The organism is Neisseria sp. HMSC067G12, from assembly GCF_001812725.1.
Lineage (GTDB): Bacteria > Pseudomonadota > Gammaproteobacteria > Burkholderiales > Neisseriaceae > Neisseria > Neisseria perflava.
The window spans coordinates 162,968-179,664 of sequence record NZ_KV810182.1 but is presented as its reverse complement, the minus strand read 5'-3'; the positions used below and the strand labels follow the sequence as shown (position 1 = coordinate 179,664).

General features: G+C 49.6%; 17 protein-coding genes. 5 read left to right on the top strand and 12 right to left on the bottom strand.

All coding sequences use genetic code 11. From position 1 onward, the window contains the following. Window positions 1–16: 16 nt before the first annotated feature. Both clpA and clpS read right to left on the bottom strand, forming a co-directional pair. Entirely contained in the window at window positions 17–2,296 is a 2,280-nt protein-coding gene (gene clpA, locus HMPREF2871_RS00910) for an ATP-dependent Clp protease ATP-binding subunit ClpA (RefSeq protein WP_004520800.1), read from the bottom strand. Between the two features lie 3 nt (window positions 2,297–2,299). Next, entirely contained in the window at window positions 2,300–2,611 is a 312-nt protein-coding gene (clpS, locus tag HMPREF2871_RS00905) for an ATP-dependent Clp protease adapter ClpS (protein ID WP_004520799.1), read from the bottom strand. A 257-nt stretch (window positions 2,612–2,868) separates the two neighbouring features. Between clpS and HMPREF2871_RS00900 the strand changes: the two genes are divergently transcribed. From HMPREF2871_RS00900 to HMPREF2871_RS00885, 4 genes are all read left to right on the top strand, one after another. Next, window positions 2,869–3,072 (top strand): cold-shock protein, encoded by a 204-nt coding sequence (locus HMPREF2871_RS00900; protein WP_003682902.1) that lies wholly within the window; start codon window positions 2,869–2,871, stop codon window positions 3,070–3,072. Window positions 3,073–3,147: 75 nt separating this feature from the next. Continuing rightward, window positions 3,148–3,363, top strand: a complete 216-nt coding sequence (locus HMPREF2871_RS00895; RefSeq protein WP_003679564.1) for a hypothetical protein — start codon at window positions 3,148–3,150, stop codon at window positions 3,361–3,363. An 84-nt stretch (window positions 3,364–3,447) separates the two neighbouring features. Then, a complete protein-coding gene (smpB, locus tag HMPREF2871_RS00890; protein WP_003679566.1) occupies window positions 3,448–3,894 on the top strand; it encodes an SsrA-binding protein SmpB in 447 nt (148 codons plus the stop codon). Window positions 3,895–3,965: 71 nt separating this feature from the next. Then, window positions 3,966–4,406 carry a hypothetical protein gene (locus tag HMPREF2871_RS00885; protein WP_004520797.1) on the top strand — a complete coding sequence of 147 codons (441 nt, stop codon included), beginning with the start codon at window positions 3,966–3,968 and terminating at the stop codon, window positions 4,404–4,406. A gap of 72 nt (window positions 4,407–4,478) precedes the next feature. Here HMPREF2871_RS00885 and HMPREF2871_RS00880 read toward each other — a convergent pair whose 3' ends face one another. The 6 genes from HMPREF2871_RS00880 to potA all read right to left on the bottom strand — a co-directional run bounded on the left by HMPREF2871_RS00880 (window position 4,479) and on the right by potA (window position 10,630). Then, window positions 4,479–4,964 (bottom strand): DUF4189 domain-containing protein, encoded by a 486-nt coding sequence (locus HMPREF2871_RS00880; RefSeq protein WP_004520796.1) that lies wholly within the window; start codon window positions 4,962–4,964, stop codon window positions 4,479–4,481. Window positions 4,965–5,134: 170 nt separating this feature from the next. Next, window positions 5,135–6,085, bottom strand: coding sequence for a thioredoxin-disulfide reductase (gene trxB, locus HMPREF2871_RS00875; RefSeq protein WP_004520795.1), 951 nt, complete (start codon window positions 6,083–6,085; stop codon window positions 5,135–5,137). Between the two features lie 108 nt (window positions 6,086–6,193). Beyond that, complete coding sequence (locus HMPREF2871_RS00870) at window positions 6,194–7,489, bottom strand: NAD(P)/FAD-dependent oxidoreductase (RefSeq protein WP_049335898.1); 1,296 nt, start codon at window positions 7,487–7,489, stop codon at window positions 6,194–6,196. 148 nt (window positions 7,490–7,637) lie between these two features. Then, window positions 7,638–8,525, bottom strand: a complete 888-nt coding sequence (locus HMPREF2871_RS00865) for an ABC transporter permease subunit (protein WP_003679574.1) — start codon at window positions 8,523–8,525, stop codon at window positions 7,638–7,640. After that, entirely contained in the window at window positions 8,525–9,490 is a 966-nt protein-coding gene (locus HMPREF2871_RS00860; protein ID WP_049335897.1) for an ABC transporter permease subunit, read from the bottom strand. Before HMPREF2871_RS00860 ends, HMPREF2871_RS00865 begins: the two co-directional genes overlap by 1 nt. A gap of 15 nt (window positions 9,491–9,505) precedes the next feature. Further along, window positions 9,506–10,630, bottom strand: a complete 1,125-nt coding sequence (gene potA / locus HMPREF2871_RS00855) for an ABC transporter ATP-binding protein (RefSeq protein WP_049344161.1) — start codon at window positions 10,628–10,630, stop codon at window positions 9,506–9,508. A 477-nt stretch (window positions 10,631–11,107) separates the two neighbouring features. Between potA and radC the strand changes: the two genes are divergently transcribed. After that, window positions 11,108–11,782 carry a RadC family protein gene (gene radC / locus HMPREF2871_RS00850; RefSeq protein ID WP_049344162.1) on the top strand — a complete coding sequence of 225 codons (675 nt, stop codon included), beginning with the start codon at window positions 11,108–11,110 and terminating at the stop codon, window positions 11,780–11,782. Window positions 11,783–11,841: 59 nt separating this feature from the next. On the opposite strand, the gene HMPREF2871_RS00845 is transcribed toward radC, so the two are convergent. From HMPREF2871_RS00845 to HMPREF2871_RS00830, 4 genes are all read right to left on the bottom strand, one after another. Then, window positions 11,842–12,120, bottom strand: coding sequence for an NF038104 family lipoprotein (locus tag HMPREF2871_RS00845; protein WP_049344164.1), 279 nt, complete (start codon window positions 12,118–12,120; stop codon window positions 11,842–11,844). After that, window positions 12,108–12,440 (bottom strand): hypothetical protein, encoded by a 333-nt coding sequence (locus HMPREF2871_RS00840; RefSeq protein WP_049344250.1) that lies wholly within the window; start codon window positions 12,438–12,440, stop codon window positions 12,108–12,110. The genes HMPREF2871_RS00845 and HMPREF2871_RS00840 overlap by 13 nt, the downstream gene beginning before the upstream one ends. Before the next feature lie 147 nt (window positions 12,441–12,587). Beyond that, window positions 12,588–13,283: an aquaporin Z gene (aqpZ, locus tag HMPREF2871_RS00835; protein ID WP_049344166.1), complete on the bottom strand. Its 696-nt coding sequence runs from the start codon at window positions 13,281–13,283 to the stop codon at window positions 12,588–12,590. Between the two features lie 352 nt (window positions 13,284–13,635). Continuing rightward, entirely contained in the window at window positions 13,636–16,689 is a 3,054-nt protein-coding gene (locus tag HMPREF2871_RS00830) for a DNA translocase FtsK (protein ID WP_004520784.1), read from the bottom strand. Window positions 16,690–16,697 lie beyond the last annotated feature (8 nt).

The window sequence follows — 16,697 nt, the reverse complement described above, 5'->3', positions numbered from 1 at the left end:
TTTATTTTTCAGTCGGTTAAACAGTTTCTGTTTCAGGTTTGACCTTGCTTTTCTTAAACTTCAACACGGCTTTTTCTTTTGCTGCATCCCAGTCTATCAGCACAAAGCCACCTTCGGTGAGTTTGCCGAACAGAAGTTCGTCGGCGAGCGGTTTGCGGATTTTTTCCTGGATCAGGCGGTTCATCGGGCGTGCGCCCATTTGCGGGTCGAAACCTTTTTCCGCCAGATATTTGCGCAATGCCGGTGTGAATTCGGCTTCGACTTTTTTGTCGAGGAGCTGGTGTTCGAGCTGGAGCAGGAATTTGTCCACGACTTTGACGATAATGGGTTCGGACAAGGGCGCAAATGGGATAATCGCGTCCAAGCGGTTGCGGAACTCGGGCGTGAAGAGTTTGTTGATTGCCTGCATTTCGTCGCCGCGCTCGCGTTTGGCGGTAAAGCCGAGGTTGGGTCGGCTGAGGCTTTCCGCGCCTGCGTTGGTGGTCATAATCAGGATGACGTTGCGGAAGTCGGCACTCTTGCCGTTGTTGTCGGTCAGTTTGCCTGCGTCCATGACTTGCAGGAGGACGTTGAAAATGTCGGGGTGGGCTTTTTCGATTTCGTCCAAGAGCAACACGCAATGCGGCTGCTTGTTGACGGCTTCGGTCAAAAGGCCGCCTTGTTCAAAGCCGACGTAGCCTGGTGGTGCGCCGATGAGGCGCGATACGGCGTGGCGTTCCATGTATTCGGACATATCAAAGCGTTGCAGCGGTACGCCCATCGAGTAGGCAAGCTGTTTGGCGACTTCGGTTTTGCCGACGCCGGTTGGGCCGGAGAAGAGGAAACTGCCTATCGGTTTGTCGGGCAGGGCGAGGCCGGAGCGCGACATTTTGACGGCGGCAACCAGCGCGTCAATGGCGTTTTCCTGACCGTAAACCATGTTTTTCAAATCACGGCCGAGGAATTGCAACACTTGTTTGTCGTCGTGCGACACGGTTTTTTCGGGAATCCGCGCAACTTTGGCGATGACGGTTTCGATTTGCGCTTTGCCGATGACTTTTTTCTGTTTGGATTTGGGCAAAATCCGTTGCGCCGCGCCTGCTTCATCCATTACGTCGATGGCTTTGTCGGGCAGGAAACGTTCGTTGATGTAGCGGGCGGAAAGTTCGGCTGCGGCTTCAAGTGCGCCTTGCGTATAGCGGACTTGGTGGAAATCTTCAAACATCGGTTTCAAGCCGCGCAGGATTTGTACGGTTTCGGAAATGGTAGGCTCGACCACGTCAATTTTTTGGAAACGGCGGCTTAAGGCGTGGTCTTTGTCGAAAATGGTACGGTATTCGTCATAAGTGGTCGCACCGATGCAGCGCAGCGAGCCTTTTGCCAGCGCAGGTTTGAGCAGGTTAGACGCATCCATTGTGCCACCGCTGGTGCTGCCCGCGCCGATGATGGTGTGGATTTCGTCGATGAATAAAATGGCGTGCGGGATTTTTTCGAGCTGTTTCAAGACGGATTTGACCCGTGCTTCAAAGTCGCCGCGGTATTTCGTGCCCGCCAAAAGCGAACCCATATCCAGTGCGTATACTTCGGCTTCTTTCAGCACGTCGGGAATATCGCCGTTGACGATTTGGTGTGCTAAGCCTTCCGCCAGCGCGGTTTTGCCCACACCAGCCTCGCCGACCAAAAGCGGATTGTTTTTGCGGCGGCGGCACAGGATTTGTACCAGCCTTTCCATTTCGTGTTTGCGACCAATCAAAGGGTCGATACGGCCGGCTTTGACTTCGGCGTTGAGGTTGACGGTGTAGTCGGAAAGAGAGCCGGTTTTCTGTTCCGCTTCTTCGCCCTCGCGTCCCAGGCCGTCTGAATCATTGCAGTCTTCGTCATCAGGCGAGCCATGGGCAATGCAACGCAAGACTTCAAAGCGTGTAATGGATTGCAATTTGAGGAAATAAACGGCATGGCTTTCAGATTCGCTCATCATGGCAACCAAAATATCCAAAGGCTCTACTGCGGCTTTGCCGGCAGACTGGGTATGCACCATTGCCCGTTGGATGACGCGTTGGAAGCCCAATGTCGGCTGGGTTTCGACCGTATCCAGAAGATGATCGGGAATTTGCGGTGTATTTTCTGCAACGCTGGCCGCAAGCTGCTCGGACAGGACTTTCAAATCCGCACCACACAGTTTCAAGACGTTCGGCACAGCCGCATCTTCTTCTATCAACACCAAAAGCAGGTGTTCCAAGCTGATAAACTCATAACGGGCGTTGCGTGCTTCACGGTAGAGCAGTTGCAGGATGTGTTCCAATTCGGGTGAAAGCATGATTTAAACCTCTTCGACTATACATTTGAGCGGATGCCCTTCAGCTTTGGCACGTTCCATGACCTGATGTTGCTTGGTCTGCGCAATATCGCGCGTGTAGGTGCCGCACAGGCCTTTGCCTTCGTGGTGCACCAGCAACATGACGGCCACTGCCTGTTCCTGTGTAAGCATAAAGACTTCGGTCAGGATTTCGACGACAAATTCCATGGTGGTGTAATCGTCGTTCAATAAAAATACGCCGTAACGTTTCGGCGGCTGTGTGTTGATATCGCTGAGCAGGGTATCGGATTGGTGGTCGGTATTCGGATGGTTCATAAGCTTAGGTTTCAGTTTTCAGACGGCCTGTTTTAGAGTGTAAACAGTTTTCTGTTGTATTTCGGCAATTTTTTTCTATTTTCCCACTTTTTTGAAAACATAGCTTGACGTTTTGTCTTAACAAATGTAAAAAGACGGTTAAGCAGAAGTTGGCACTCGACCGCGTATGTGATACGTGGGAGAAACGCTGAACGTTTTAGTTTGCTGTATGCCTTGTTTTGCTGATTTTGTTAATTTTTAAGTATAGGAAGTTTCTAATGGCAACCGGTATCGTAAAATGGTTTAACGACGCTAAAGGTTTTGGTTTCATCACTCCTGATGAAGGTGGCGAAGATTTGTTCGCTCACTTCTCAGCGATCAACATGGATGGTTTCAAAACCCTGAAAGAAGGTCAACGCGTATCTTTCGACGTAACCACCGGCCCTAAAGGCAAACAAGCTGCTAACATTCAAGCTGCTTAATCAAATGCGCGGCGTAAGCCGTAAAATCATGGCGGGGTTTCCCGCCATTTTTTATGGGCGTTCGAGTTAAAAATTGTGAATCAAAATTCATCTTATCAAAATGCTTTAAACCAGTTAGACGAGCTTATCCGTCATTTTCGTAGCGAAGGCGAGGTCAGCTGCGCCGTTGCCGAGCGTGAAGACCAAATCTTAATCCGCCTTGCCGATTTGAAACTGGATTTGCGCCCTGAAGATGAAAAAGCGATTGCTGATATCGACCGTTTTTACCGCCGCCATGTTTTAAGCGAATAAACGTTTCAAAACCGTTTGCCGTTTTATTTTTTAAGCATGCCTGATAAAATAGGCCGTCTGAAAAGTTTGTAAAGAATCAGCACAATGAGTATTGCCAATAATAAAAAAGCCTTTCACGATTTCTTTATCGAAGACCAAATCGAAGCCGGTATAGTATTGGAGGGATGGGAAGTCAAAGCCATCCGCGCTGCACGCGTGCAATTAAAAGAAAGCTATATCTACTGGAAAAAAGACGCATTCTATTTGGTGGGCTGCCACATTACCGCATTGCCCACTGCCTCGACACACGTCAAACCCGACCCTGTCCGTCCGCGTAAGTTGTTGTTGAAACAATCGGAAATCAACAAGTTAATCGGTAAAACCGAACGTGCCGGTTATACGATTGTGCCCTTAAACCTGCATTACACACGTGGTAGAATCAAAGTGGAAATCGGTTTGGCCAAGGGTAAGAAACAGCATGACAAACGCCAAAGCCTGAAAGAAGCGGATTGGAAGCGTGAGAAACAACGTTTGATGAAAAACGTACGTTGATTTTTTCAGACGGCCTTTTTGTAAAGGCCGTCTGAATATTTATTGTTTGAAAATTTTAAAAAGGAAAACAGATGAAAACCATGATTTTAGCAGCGGCTTCAGCCGTATTGTTGCTGGGCGCGTGTTCTACTACGGAACAAAGAGTATTGAAACCTGAAGAGCTGACCAGCATCAAACATGTCTGCATCATTCAGAATGCAAAAGTGCGTCCGCATGATTTGGACAAGGCTTTGTCCAAAGCTTTGGCAAAACGCGGCATTGGCAGCACGATTGTAACCGCAGACAACCGTGGCAAACTGTATGATTCTTCTTGCCCGTATAATCTGCGTTACAAAACCAAAGGCAATGACGAAATCTTGCGTAAAGGCGTATTTGTGTTGCGAAGCACGAAGTATGCGGTTTCTACTGTCAGCTACTCTTTAAATGATGAAAACCACTTCCGAACCAACCCTGATTTGGTGAAACAGGCTGAAGGCGTTGTGGCCAAATTGTTGGAAAAAAACAGCAAATAAAAGCCAGAATAAAAAACCGGCTTGCCGTGATATGGAGAATATCGGGCAAGCCGGTTTTATTTTCAGACGGCCTTAAATGGATTTGATTTTTTCCCAAAGGGTTTTGACTGTACCTTGATAGTAGGTTTCGGAAGTGCAATAGACTGTTTCTAAAGCACATTGTCCTTGTGAGCCGTATTTTTTGATACATTGGTTCAAGGCAATTTGATGCACGGTTTTGAAACGTGGGGAGGTAATGGCTACCACGTTTTGAGCAGTCAATTTGCCCATGGCTTTAGGATAGGCAACAGCGATACAGGTGTTGTGCAGAGGGACAACCGTTTTGCAGCCTGTTGCTTGGCCTGCACCGATGCCGGCTAAGGCATCTTGGCCTTTGCAGAATGTTTCGAGTTCGGCTGTCGCATCCAGTTGGGTGGCATTTTCTTTGGTGGTTTTGATTTGCAGCGCTTCATCGCTGTTGGCTGGGTTTTGCCACATGGCCAGGTAGCCGTAAGTATCGGCAGCCAGGGCGGCAGGAGTCAGTGCGCAAAGGATAAGTGTCATTAGTGTTTTTTTCATGTTCGTTCCCTGTTTGTTGGGTATTTGTCGTTATTATAAAGCAAAAGTACTTATTTGATATAAATTTGCTTTTAAAATGAATATTTAGTGTGGCAGATAGATTATAGGCCGTCTGAAATTTCAGACGGCCTTTTGATTATGTTTTAAAGAATAGGGCGTAGCTTAGAGGTTTATACACCGTGGCGGTCGAGCCAACGTTCGGCATCAAGCGCGGCTTGGCAGCCGGAAGCGGCGCTGGTGATGGCTTGACGGTAGGTATGGTCTTTGACGTCGCCTGCCGCCCATACGCCTTCGATATTGGTTGCGCCGACATTGTCACCGGTACCGCCTTTGGTTTTCAGGTAGCCGGTTTCATCCATATCGAGTTGACCTTTGAAGATATCGGTGTTGGGTTTGTGGCCGATGGCGATGAAAACGCCTTTTACAGCGATTTCTTCAGTACTGCCGTCATTGTGTTTCAGGCGTGCACCGGTAACGCCGCTTTCGTCGCCCAAGATTTCATCAACCGAGCTGTTGAGCTTGAGGATGATTTTGCCTTCTTCGACGCGTTGCATCAGTTTGTCCACCATGATTTTTTCGGCACGGAAGCTATCGCGGCGGTGAATCAGGGTAACGGTGTTGGCGATATTGGCAAGGTAGAGTGCTTCTCCCACAGCGGTATTGCCACCGCCGACTACGGCAACATCTTGTTTTTTGTAGAAGAAACCATCGCAAGTCGCACAGGCGGAAACGCCTTTTCCGGCAAAGGTTTCTTCGCTTGGCAAACCTAAATATTTGGCGGATGCGCCGGTGGCAACGATGAGTGCATCGCAAGTGTATTCGCCCATATCGCCTTTGAGGGTAAACGGACGGTTTTGCAAATCAACGGTGTGGATTTGGTCAAAAATCATTTCAGTACCGAAGCGTTCGGCATGAGCTTGGAAACGAGCCATCAGTTCCGGACCTTGTACGCCTTCGGCATCGGCAGGCCAGTTGTCCACTTCGGTGGTGGTCATCAGTTGTCCGCCTTGCTCAACGCCGGTAATGATTACAGGGTTGAGGTTGGCACGGGCAGCATACACGGCGGCAGTATAGCCGGCAGGGCCGGAGCCGAGGATGATGAGTTTATGATGGTTGCTCATGATGGTTTCCTTGCTGATAAATGATTGAATTTTGTCGTATCTAAGCTTTCAGATGGCCTGAATTTTACTTGAATCTGCCGCCGTCTGAAATATGTTTGTTGCTTGGATTTAGTGGCTGTCTTTCCATTGATAGTATTTTGAGCCGAGGAAAGAGCCGAGTTTGCGCAGGAAAGGCTGGGTAATGATGTTGCTGTGGCGCAGTTGCTCAAAAGGTTTCAGACGGCCCTCATCTCCCATGATGGCCTCGGCAATTGCCAAGCCGGCAATGCCGGTAATCGCCATGCCGTGTCCGGAATAGCCTTGGGCGTAGAAAACGGTAGGGGCGAGGCGGCCGAAATGTGGGACGAGGTTGCGCGTAATGTCGCATTCGCCTCCCCAAGAATGCTCGATTCTGACATCGGCAAGTTGCGGGAAAACTTTCAACATGTCTTGGCGGACGAGTTCGGTCATGCGGTCTGGATCGTCGATAAACTCGTTGTCTTTGCCGCCGAAGAGCAGGCGGCCGTCGGCGCTGAGGCGGTAGTAATCGAGGACGTGGCGGTTGTCGCAGATGGCCATATTGTTACGGATCAGGTCTTTGGCACGCTCACCCAGAGGCTCGGTGGCAATGATAAAGGTGCTGACTGCAATGGCTTTTTGTTCCAATACTTTGAATTTCGGGTGTAAACCGGCATAAGTATTGACGGCATAAACGAGGTTTTTGCACTCGACGCTGCCATTAGGTGTATGAACCAGCCAGCCGTTATTGCATGGCTCGATACGCGTCATCGGGGATTGCTCAAAAAGTTGTGCGCCTGCATCGGCTGCCGCTTTGGCAATGCCTAGGGTGTAATTAAGCGGGTGCAAGTGACCGGATAAAGGATCAAATTGCGCGCCTTGATACATATCGCTGGCAAGTTGTTGCTTCAGCGTGGCTTTATCCCAAAGCTGGTAATGGCTTGCACCATAATGTTTTTGAGCGTGTTCGTGCCATTGCTGCAATTCTTCCCAATGCTGAGGACGGACGGCGACGGTAGCGTAGCCGCGTTGCCAATCGCATTGGATATTGTGTTTTTGAATGCGCGAGTCAACCAGTTCGACGGCTTGCAGGGATTGCTGCCAGAACCATTGTGCCTGTTCCAAGCCGACTTGTTTTTCGATTTCTTCCATGCCGCAGGCAAAGTCACTGATGACTTGTCCGCCGCTGCGACCTGATGCGCCGAAACCGATACGAGCGGCTTCAAGTACGATGACTTCATGGCCGTTTTCGGCAAGCGGTAGGGCGGTGCATAAGCCGGATAGGCCACCGCCGATAACGCAGGTTTCAGTTTTCAGACGGCCTTCAAGCGTCGGATAAGATGGATGGGGATTGGCCGTGCTGACATAGTAGGAAGGAAGGTATTCCTTGAAGCTGGGATTGATCATGATTTGAGCTTTAGGTTGGTTTTTACTTCATTGAAATTGGTTTTCAGACGGCCTTAAATGTGGGTTTAGGTTCAGGCCGTCTGAAAGGATAAGATGCAGTTAATAAAACAGGCTGTTCCGACACTTTATCGGACAGCCTGTCTGCATATTAGGCGGCTTTCTCGGCTGCCAATTTTTCTTGGCGGTAGGCTTCGGCAGCCTCGCGTTCCCGTTTGGTTGCCTGACGCATCATCCAGTAGTTAACAACAATAACCAGCGTACCGATGATACCGATCAGGATGGTTGCCAAAACGTTCATCTGAGGGTCAAGGCCGAGTTTGATTTTGGAGAAAATCACTTGCGGCAATGTCGATGAACCCGGGCCTGATAGGAAGGAGGTAATCACCAAGTCGTCCAAAGACAGGGTAATGCCCAAGAGGAAGCCTGAAGCAATCGCAGGGGCAATCAGCGGCAGGGTAATCACGAAGAAAATCTTCAGCGGACGGGCACCCAAGTCCATTGCAGCCTCTTCCAAGGATTGATCCAATTCCACCAGGCGCGAGCGGATAACGACGGTAATGTACGCCATGCAAAGTGTGGTGTGACCGAGGAAGATGGTGAAGAAACCGCGATCGAAGTATAGCGATTGCAGCAATTCGCTGCCTTGCAGGAACATTTGCACCTGAATAATCAACAGCAGCATGGACAAACCGGTAATCACATCAGGCATCACCATAGGCGCGGAAATCATACCGGCAAACAGGGTGCTGCCGCGGAAGCGCTTGATACGCGCCATAGCGTAACCAGCTAATGTGCCGAGTGCTACGGCGGCAAGTGAGGAAACAATGGCGATACGCAATGACAGCCAAGCTGCTTCCAAGATGGTGTCGTTTTCCATCAATGCGCCGTACCATTTGGTTGAGAAACCGCCCCAAACGGTAACCAGTTTGGATTCATTGAAAGAATAGATGACTAAAACTACCAGCGGAATATAGAGGAATGCCAGCGAGAGCAGGAGCATCAGTTTCAAGAACCAGGATAATTTGGTTTTCTGCATTATTTGCCTCCTTCTTCCAATTCGCGGTTTTCATAGTGCTGGAACAGGGCAATCGGTACAACCAGCAGGGCAACCATGACGACGGCGACAGCAGAAGCCAGCGGCCAGTTGTTTTGGTCGAAGAATGCCTGCCACAATACTTTACCAATCATCAGGTTTTCAGAACCGCCCACCAATTCAGGAATCACAAATTCACCGACGGCCGGAACGAAGACCAGCATAGAGCCTGCGATGATGCCTGTTTTGGATAAAGGCAGGGTAATGGTAAAGAACGATTTGATCGGACCTGCGCCCAAGTCGGAAGCGGCTTCGAGCAGGCGGTTGTCCAGTTTTACCAATTGTGTGTACAGCGGCAAAATCATAAACGGCAGATAGGCGTAAACCATCACCAAATTCAGCGAGAACGCATTGTAGAACAAGTCTAAAGGCTCGCTGATGATTCCATATTTGATTAAGAAATTATTGATGATGCCGTTGTGACCCAATAAGCCCATCCATGCGTAAACACGCAACAGGAAAGAGGTCCAGAAAGGTAGCATGATTGCCAACAGCAGGCCGTTGCGCGCAGCCGGATTGGCGCGTGAAATGGCATAAGCGGTCGGATAACCAATCAACAGGCAGATGATGGTCGTCGTCAGCGCGGTCTTAATCGAAGACCAGTAGGTCATCAGATAGATATTGCTGTTTTCACTGTCGCCAAACGGATTGAGCGTATTCCAAAAGTTTTGGAAGATGTCGGCGTAGTTCTGATAGCTGATGGCAATGTTCAGACGGCCTAAGTCTTCATCAATCGTCGTCAAAGGCGTAAATGGCGGAATGGCGATTTCTTGTTCGGCAAAGCTGATTTTCAAGACGATGGCGAACGGAATCAGAAACAGCACCAAGAGCCAAATATACGGTACGGCAATAACTGCACGCTGGCCGGGGCGGCGAAACAGTTTCTTTTTCAGTTTTTTAAGGTCCATTGCATTTCCCTCAAATTAACTGTACAGAGGTGTCGGTTGGTTTTCAGGCCAGCTGATATAGACGGTCTCGTCCCAAGTCGGCGGCGTAATGTTGCGCACATACCAATAAGGTGCGGGAACTTGGCTTTTGACGACACGGCCGTTGGCGAGTTTGATGTAGTAAATCGCAAAGCTGCCCAGGTAGGCAATCTCTTTGACTGTACCTTGGGCCCAGTTGTGCGCGCCTAAGTGTTCCGGTTTTTCTTTGTGCAAATCAATGTCTTCAGGGCGAATACTGATCCAAATTTCATGGTCGTTCGGAACGCCCAAGCCATGGTCGATGCGGACGTGGTTTTCCAAGCCATCACATTTGACGATAGAGAAATCGGCACGGTCATCAACAACGACACCGTCAAAAATATTGGTTTCGCCGATAAATTCGGCGGTAAAGCGGCTGTTAGGGTAATCGTACACATCACTAGGCGTACCGACTTGGCGCAATTGGCCGTCAGACATAATGGCGATACGGGTAGCCATGGTCATGGCTTCTTCTTGGTCGTGGGTAACCATGATGCAGGTTACGCCGACTTGTTCCAGCGTGTTGACCAATTCCAGTTGGGTTTGTTGGCGCAGTTTTTTATCGAGTGCGCCCAAAGGTTCGTCAAGCAGCAGGATTTTAGGACGTTTCGCCAGGCTGCGCGCCAAAGCGATACGCTGTTGCTGGCCGCCGGAGAGTTGGTGCGGCTTACGTTTGGCGTATTTGGTCATTTGCACCAGGCGCAACATTTCTTCGACGCGGGCGTCGATTTCGCCTTTAGGCATTTTGTCTTGTTTCAGACCGAAAGCGATGTTTTGCTCAACGCTCATGTGTGGGAACAGGGCATAGCTTTGGAACATCATGTTGATTGGGCGCTCGTACGGAGCAAGCTTGGTAATGTCTTGGCCGTCGAGAATGATTTTGCCCTGATTTGGGCTTTCCATGCCTGCCAACATGCGCAGCAGCGTGGATTTGCCACTGCCTGAGCTGCCCAAGAGGGCAAAGATTTCATGTTGGTAAATGTCCAAGTCGATGTTATCGACAGCGTAATTGTCACCAAACTTTTTCACCAAGCCTTGGATTTGCAGATAAGGTTTGGCTGAAGACGCAGTGGTTGCGGTCATAATGGCAATACTCCAAAAAGAAAGACGAGTACCGGCAAAACGGATTTTCGAATGGGCGATAAAAAGCTGTTTGATTGCTGGCGGGAGTCGGACGGAGGCCGTCTGAAACTCTTGTAAAGCGCACGGGCAGCGTGGATAGAAAGCAATTTAAGCCTAAGCTTTTGCTCTCGGCAAACTCAATATTATATTAGCCTAAGCCTCATAGGGGCAATATGAAATTGCTTGTATCGGCTGATTTGAAACAAATAGGAAAGGAAAGGCAGGCAGGGAAATAAGATAGTAAAAATGGGTAACGTTGTTTTTCTGCACAAAAGGGGGTAATTATTATCTATATGTCTTAAATAATTATTCAAAATAGAATAAAATACGCAAATTGCATTTATTTACTAAACCCATAATGGATTACGTTTTATATCGGGCGAGGCGGTTTTACTCGGAATTAAAACTAAATCCGCTATATAAATAAAAAGGGAAAACATGAGTATCAAAGAATGGCCCGAAGGGGAGCGACCGCGTGAGAAGCTCTTAGCGCACGGTGCGGCGGCATTGAGTGATGCGGAGTTGCTGGCGATTTTGCTGCGTGTCGGAACGCGTGGTATGAGCGCGGTTGATTTGGCACGTTATTTGTTGAGTGAGTTTGGCAGTTTGGGGAAGCTGATGAGTGCGGATGCCAAAACACTCGCTGCTTATAAGGGCATGGGTTTGGCAAGCTATACTCAATTTGCTGTGGTCAAAGAAATCGGGCGGCGGATTTTGGGTGAAGATTTGCAGGAGCAGATTGTTTTGTCAAACCCGAAATCGGTTGCGGATTATCTGCGCCTGCATCTTGGGCATGAAAAAATCGAGGTTAGCGTTGCTTTGCTGCTCAATCGTCAAAATCAATTGATTGCGGTACGGGAGTTGTCGCGTGGTACGGTGGCGGAAAATACGGTTTATATCCGTGAAATCGTCAAATTGGCATTGGATGAATACGCCGACAGTTTGATTTTGGCACACAACCATCCGGGCGGTTTGGCAAGGCCGTCTGAATCTGATGTGCAGTTTACAGAGCGTTTGAAACAGGCTTTAAGTTTGGTCGATATTACGCTGTTGGACCATTTTATCGTGACGGCAAAAGAAACCTGCTCTTTGCGCGAACAGGGCTATATGTAAGGATGAATGTTCAGACGGCCTCAGTAGGATTGGTTACCTTGCTGAGGCCGTCTGAAGGATTATTGCGTTACTTCGTCGGAGGATTCTTCTTTATAGACGATTTCTTCCGATTTTGGTTTTCCTTTGCTCTTTTCTTTTTCTTTTTCTTTATCCTTGTCTTTTTTACCGTCGGGAATGGCGGCATCAATCACTGCCCCCGTTCCTTTGACAACCAACTTTCCGGCAGTCAGGACGGTTGTGGCGGCCAAATCGACAGCCGCACCTACAACGCAGCCGTTAAGCGTCAGGCAAAGGGCAAGTGCCGGAATCAGGCGTTTTGTGCATCTCAATGGCTGCATCCGCAGTGTCCTTCGTGATGATGGCCGCATCCGAGTGCTTCTTGCCAAGCATCATCATCACCGTCAAATTCTTCAACTTCGTCAAATTCGCCGTTTTCTACCATGCTTACCAGCTCTTCCAGGCTTTCTGCGCCTTTTACCCAAAAGCAGGGAATATCGGGTGGTGTGTCGGGGGCAAGCAGGGCGGCCTGTTGGTTGTGCCAAGCAATCCAATAGCCGTTTTGCGTTTGTACGAATACGGCATCGGGATGGATGGTTTCGTTTTCGGTATTGACCAGCATTCTGTCAGCGATATCGGTTTGAAAAGGTAAGGTTTGCATGATGGTTTGAGAATGTGGGAAAAGAAAGTATTGTAACATGGCAAAAACAAACGCACCGTCTGAGTCAGGCGGTGCGTTTGTGTCTCGGCAACTTGGGTGCAGTCGGTTTAGAGTATCAGCCGCACCGGGAATGTCATTCCGTCAAGATTATTTGTCGTCATTAGCCAAAACGAAGCGGTAAATAGCCGCGCCAACTGCTGCGCCGGCAATAGGAGCCAACCAGAACAACCACAATTGTTCAACAGCCCAGCCGCCTTGGAACAAGGCAACGCCGGTAGAGCGTGCAGGGTTAACGGAAGTATTGGTTACAGGAATGCTGATTAAGTGAATCAGGGTCAGACCCAGACCGATGGCGATAGGGGCAAAGCTGGCCGGAGCCAGTTTGTCGGTAGAACCCATGATGATGATCAGGAAGAATGCGGTCAGTACGAACTCGATCAGCAAAGCAGCCATCATGTCGTAACCGTTAGGAGAGTGCTCGCCGAAACCGTTGCTGGCAAAGCCGGAAGCAACAGCATCAAAACCGGTTTTACCGGAAGCAATCAGATACAGAACGCCCGCAGCGGTAATCGCACCGATCACTTGGGATACGATGTAAGGCAACAGGTCTTTACCGTTGAAACGGCCGCCGATGAAAAGGCCGACGGAAACGGCAGGATTGAAGTGGCCGCCGGAAATGTGGCCAACGGCGTAAGCCATGGTCAGTACGGTCAAACCGAATGCTAAAGCGACACCGGCAAAACCAATGCCAAGCTCAGGGTAAGCTGCTGCCAAAACTGCGCTGCCGCAGCCGCCGAATACCAGCCAGAAAGTGCCGAAAAATTCTGCAAAATATTTTTTCATTTGTTTTTCCTCGTAAAGGGTGGGGTGTTGCCGAAGGCATGAATCATAATAATATTGTTTCTAATCGAAAAATGGATTTACCTGTTTTTTCTAGTCCTGACAAAAGGCCGTCTGAAAATGGCGACAAATGGATAGGGACATATATTTGGCAGGTCGAATTTTGATTATTGGGACTGGATTTATTTGATAGCGAAGCAAATGCCGTTAATGCAAAAGCATTTGTTTTTGTAAGAAATGCCGTTTACAGATTACTTATTTGCTTGTTTATTTAATTGGAATCTCTGAACCCATTATCTGATTAAAAAAGGCCGTCTGAAAACTTTTCAGACGGCCTTTTATTGATGGAGATAAGTTAATCTAAATGCTCACTGCTTTGCGCCAAGATGGTGCGGTTGCCATTGTTTTCCGCCGGGGAAACAATACCGTCGGCTTCCATTTGATCAATCAGGCGGGCAGCGCGGTTGTAGCCGATGCGCAGTTGGCGTTGGATATTGGAAATGCTGGCCTTACGCGATTTCAAGACAACGGAAACGGCTTCGTCATACATGGGGTCGAGGTCGCTGTCGTTGCTGCGGCTGGTGCTGGTAAAGTCCTCGGTCGAACCGCTGCTTAAAATATCGTCGATATAGTCAGGCGTGCTGAATTGTTTCAAGTATTCCACTACGCGGTGTACTTCGTTGTCTGATGCGAATGCGCCGTGTACACGTTGCGGATAGCCGGTACCGGGTGGCAGGAACAGCATATCGCCTTGACCGAGCAAGTTTTCCGCACCCATTTGGTCAAGAATCGTGCGGCTGTCGATTTTGCTGGACACTTGGAAGGCAATGCGTGTCGGAATATTGGCTTTAATAAGTCCGGTAATGACATCCACGCTTGGGCGTTGGGTGGCAAGAATCAAATGGATGCCGGCTGCGCGTGCTTTTTGGGCAAGACGGGCAATCAGCTCTTCGATTTTCTTGCCTGCAGTCATCATCAGATCGGCAAACTCATCTACCACGACCACGATAAACGGCAGTTTCTCCAATGGTTCAGGATTTTCAGGCGTGAGGCTGAACGGGCTGCCGATTTTTTCGCCACGAGCGGCGGCTTCGGCAATTTTTTGGTTGAAGCCGGCAAGGTTGCGCACGCCCATAAAGCTCATCAGGCGGTAGCGTTTTTCCATTTCGTTGACGCACCAGTTCAGCGCGTTTGCGGCCAGCTTCATATCGGTTACGACAGGGGCGAGCAGGTGAGGAATGCCTTCGTAAATGCTTAATTCCAGCATTTTCGGGTCAATCATAATCATGCGCACGTCTTCAGGCGTTGCTTTGAAGAGCATGGACAGAATCATGGCATTCACACCCACGGATTTACCCGAACCGGTCGTACCGGCAACCAGCAGATGCGGCGCTTTGGCCAAGTCGGTGACGACAGGCTGGCCGGTGATGTCTTGGCCGAGTGCGAGGGTCAGTTTGGATTTGGACTCGGTAAATGCAGGCGAATTGAAGATTTCGCTCAGGCGGATCATTTGGCGTTTCGGATTAGGCAATTCCAAGCCCATGCAGGTTTTGCCTGGGATAGTTTCCACCACGCGGATGGAAGCCACGCCAAGCGAGCGCGCCAAGTCTTTTTCAAGGTTCAAAACGGCACTGCCGCGTACACCGACATCAGGCTCAATCTCATAACGCGTAATGACCGGGCCGGAATAGGAGTCCATCACTTTGACTTTAACTTTGAACTCGGCCAGTTTTTCTTCGATGGTAATGCTGTTTTCCAGCAACTGTTCTTCAGTTTGCGAGGCGCTTGGGTCAAACTGCGGCGGCAGGAGCAGGGCAGTGGTCGGCAGGTGTGCCTCGGTCAGGGTTGCCGAAGTTGGAATAGCTATGCTTGGTGTATCTTCTTGAACGCTTGGTTCTACGCTTCGAACAGGCGTTTCAATGACTGTCTGTGTATATTCAGACGGCCTTGCGATTGTTTCAACAGGTTCAACAGGTTCAATCGTTTCAACCGCTTGAATCGCTTCTGTTTCCGCTTGTACAGGCGCTTCCGGCTCACCATCGAATTCTGTTTCTTCTTCCGCAGATTCGCTGATTAAATAATCGCGGATACTGCGTTCAGGCTGATTGCTAACATGCGCATTGACTTGCGAATCAAAAATCGGCACTTGGATTTTATGTTCGAAAGCAGGCGGCTCGGGGATATCAATCGGTGCAATCGAGGTTTGGAAAACGGGCGGCTCGGGAATATCGGTTTTCGCCATCGGGACAACCGGTACGGCAGGCGGCTCGACTACGGTTGCGTTTGGCGCGGCAGGTCGGGAGATATAAGGGGATTTTTTAACAGGCGCAGCCGGTTTTGGACGGGACGGCGTTGCCGATACGGCAGGTTGTGGTGCAACAGCTTCCGTGGCAGCTTGTTTGCGCGCCCATCTTTCGGCGGCCGCTTCGGTATGGCGAACTTGACGGCGCAGGCTGGCAGGACGGCTGATTTGTCCCAAATTGGCCAGAATTTCGTCATTTTCGATGGTGCGCGGAGAGTAGTCGCGCAATGGGGCGACGGCCGCAGCTAGTTTGTGGCGGGCGGCGGTGCGGCGGGCAAGGTTGTCGTGAATATCTTCCGCTTGGATTTCAGAAGGGAATGCCTGCATGGAAGTATAGGGGAGGATGGCTTCTTTTTCGGCAGTTCTTAAGGCCGTCTGAACGGTTTCGATATGCGGCGCATTGGCTTCTGCCACGCGGACATTATTGGCACGCGCCAAGGCACGCTCGCGTGTGCGGCGCAAGATAGGGTCGTTGTAGTCGATGATTTCCATGCCGGTCATCGGCAGGGATGAAGCGCGCAATAATGGAGTTTCAACTTCGTCTTTGTAAATCGGCGCATTTTTTTCTGCCAAATGCTCGTTCCATTCTTCAACCGCTGCTTCGTGCAGGGAACGGGTGGCTTCTTCTAATGTGATTTCTTCAAAATTGCTGTTTTGCACCAAAGACGGGCTGTATTCGGGAGTTTCCATTTGTGCAAACGGCGTGATTTTAGGAATACGTTCCGGTTTGGCAGATTTACGGGTTTTAGGCGCAACTTTGATTTCTTCTTCGGTAGCTGCGATGTGTTCCGGCTCTTCGGCAAACGGCTCTGCTGCATGCTCTTCGTTTGTTTCGGCGCGTTGCGTTTTATTGTGTTCGAGCGCAGAAAGCAGGCGGATGCGGGCGATTTTATGGTTGTCGGCAGTGTGCTTGTTCATACTGAACAAACGTTTCAGGCTGTCCAGTTGGTCGGAAAAACCGACCGGGCTGTCTTCTTCGTTTATTTCTTGTTCGTCGCCACTGAGTCGGGCCAATTCTTGGCGCCACTTTTGCTCTTGTTTCTGGCGCCACCAGAACAAGCCGGCTATGACAGCAAGCAGAATTAAAGCCAATATTGTCCAAAGCATGCGTCCAT

Excerpts from the sequence above, each read along its gene's own strand:
- clpA (WP_004520800.1), bottom strand. The coding sequence starts at position 2,296 with ATGCTTTCACCCGAATTGGAACACATCCTGCAACTGCTCTACCGTGAA.
- clpS (WP_004520799.1), bottom strand. The coding sequence starts at position 2,611 with ATGAACCATCCGAATACCGACCACCAATCCGATACCCTGCTCAGCGAT.
- HMPREF2871_RS00900 (WP_003682902.1), top strand. The coding sequence starts at position 2,869 with ATGGCAACCGGTATCGTAAAATGGTTTAACGACGCTAAAGGTTTTGGT.
- smpB (WP_003679566.1), top strand. The coding sequence starts at position 3,448 with ATGAGTATTGCCAATAATAAAAAAGCCTTTCACGATTTCTTTATCGAA.
- HMPREF2871_RS00885 (WP_004520797.1), top strand. The coding sequence starts at position 3,966 with ATGAAAACCATGATTTTAGCAGCGGCTTCAGCCGTATTGTTGCTGGGC.
- HMPREF2871_RS00880 (WP_004520796.1), bottom strand. The coding sequence starts at position 4,964 with ATGAAAAAAACACTAATGACACTTATCCTTTGCGCACTGACTCCTGCC.
- trxB (WP_004520795.1), bottom strand. The coding sequence starts at position 6,085 with ATGAGCAACCATCATAAACTCATCATCCTCGGCTCCGGCCCTGCCGGC.
- HMPREF2871_RS00870 (WP_049335898.1), bottom strand. The coding sequence starts at position 7,489 with ATGATCAATCCCAGCTTCAAGGAATACCTTCCTTCCTACTATGTCAGC.
- HMPREF2871_RS00865 (WP_003679574.1), bottom strand. The coding sequence starts at position 8,525 with ATGCAGAAAACCAAATTATCCTGGTTCTTGAAACTGATGCTCCTGCTC.
- HMPREF2871_RS00860 (WP_049335897.1), bottom strand. The coding sequence starts at position 9,490 with ATGGACCTTAAAAAACTGAAAAAGAAACTGTTTCGCCGCCCCGGCCAG.
- potA (WP_049344161.1), bottom strand. The coding sequence starts at position 10,630 with ATGACCGCAACCACTGCGTCTTCAGCCAAACCTTATCTGCAAATCCAA.
- radC (WP_049344162.1), top strand. The coding sequence starts at position 11,108 with ATGAGTATCAAAGAATGGCCCGAAGGGGAGCGACCGCGTGAGAAGCTC.
- HMPREF2871_RS00845 (WP_049344164.1), bottom strand. The coding sequence starts at position 12,120 with ATGCAGCCATTGAGATGCACAAAACGCCTGATTCCGGCACTTGCCCTT.
- HMPREF2871_RS00840 (WP_049344250.1), bottom strand. The coding sequence starts at position 12,440 with ATGCAAACCTTACCTTTTCAAACCGATATCGCTGACAGAATGCTGGTC.
- aqpZ (WP_049344166.1), bottom strand. The coding sequence starts at position 13,283 with ATGAAAAAATATTTTGCAGAATTTTTCGGCACTTTCTGGCTGGTATTC.
- HMPREF2871_RS00830 (WP_004520784.1), bottom strand. The coding sequence starts at position 16,689 with ATGCTTTGGACAATATTGGCTTTAATTCTGCTTGCTGTCATAGCCGGC.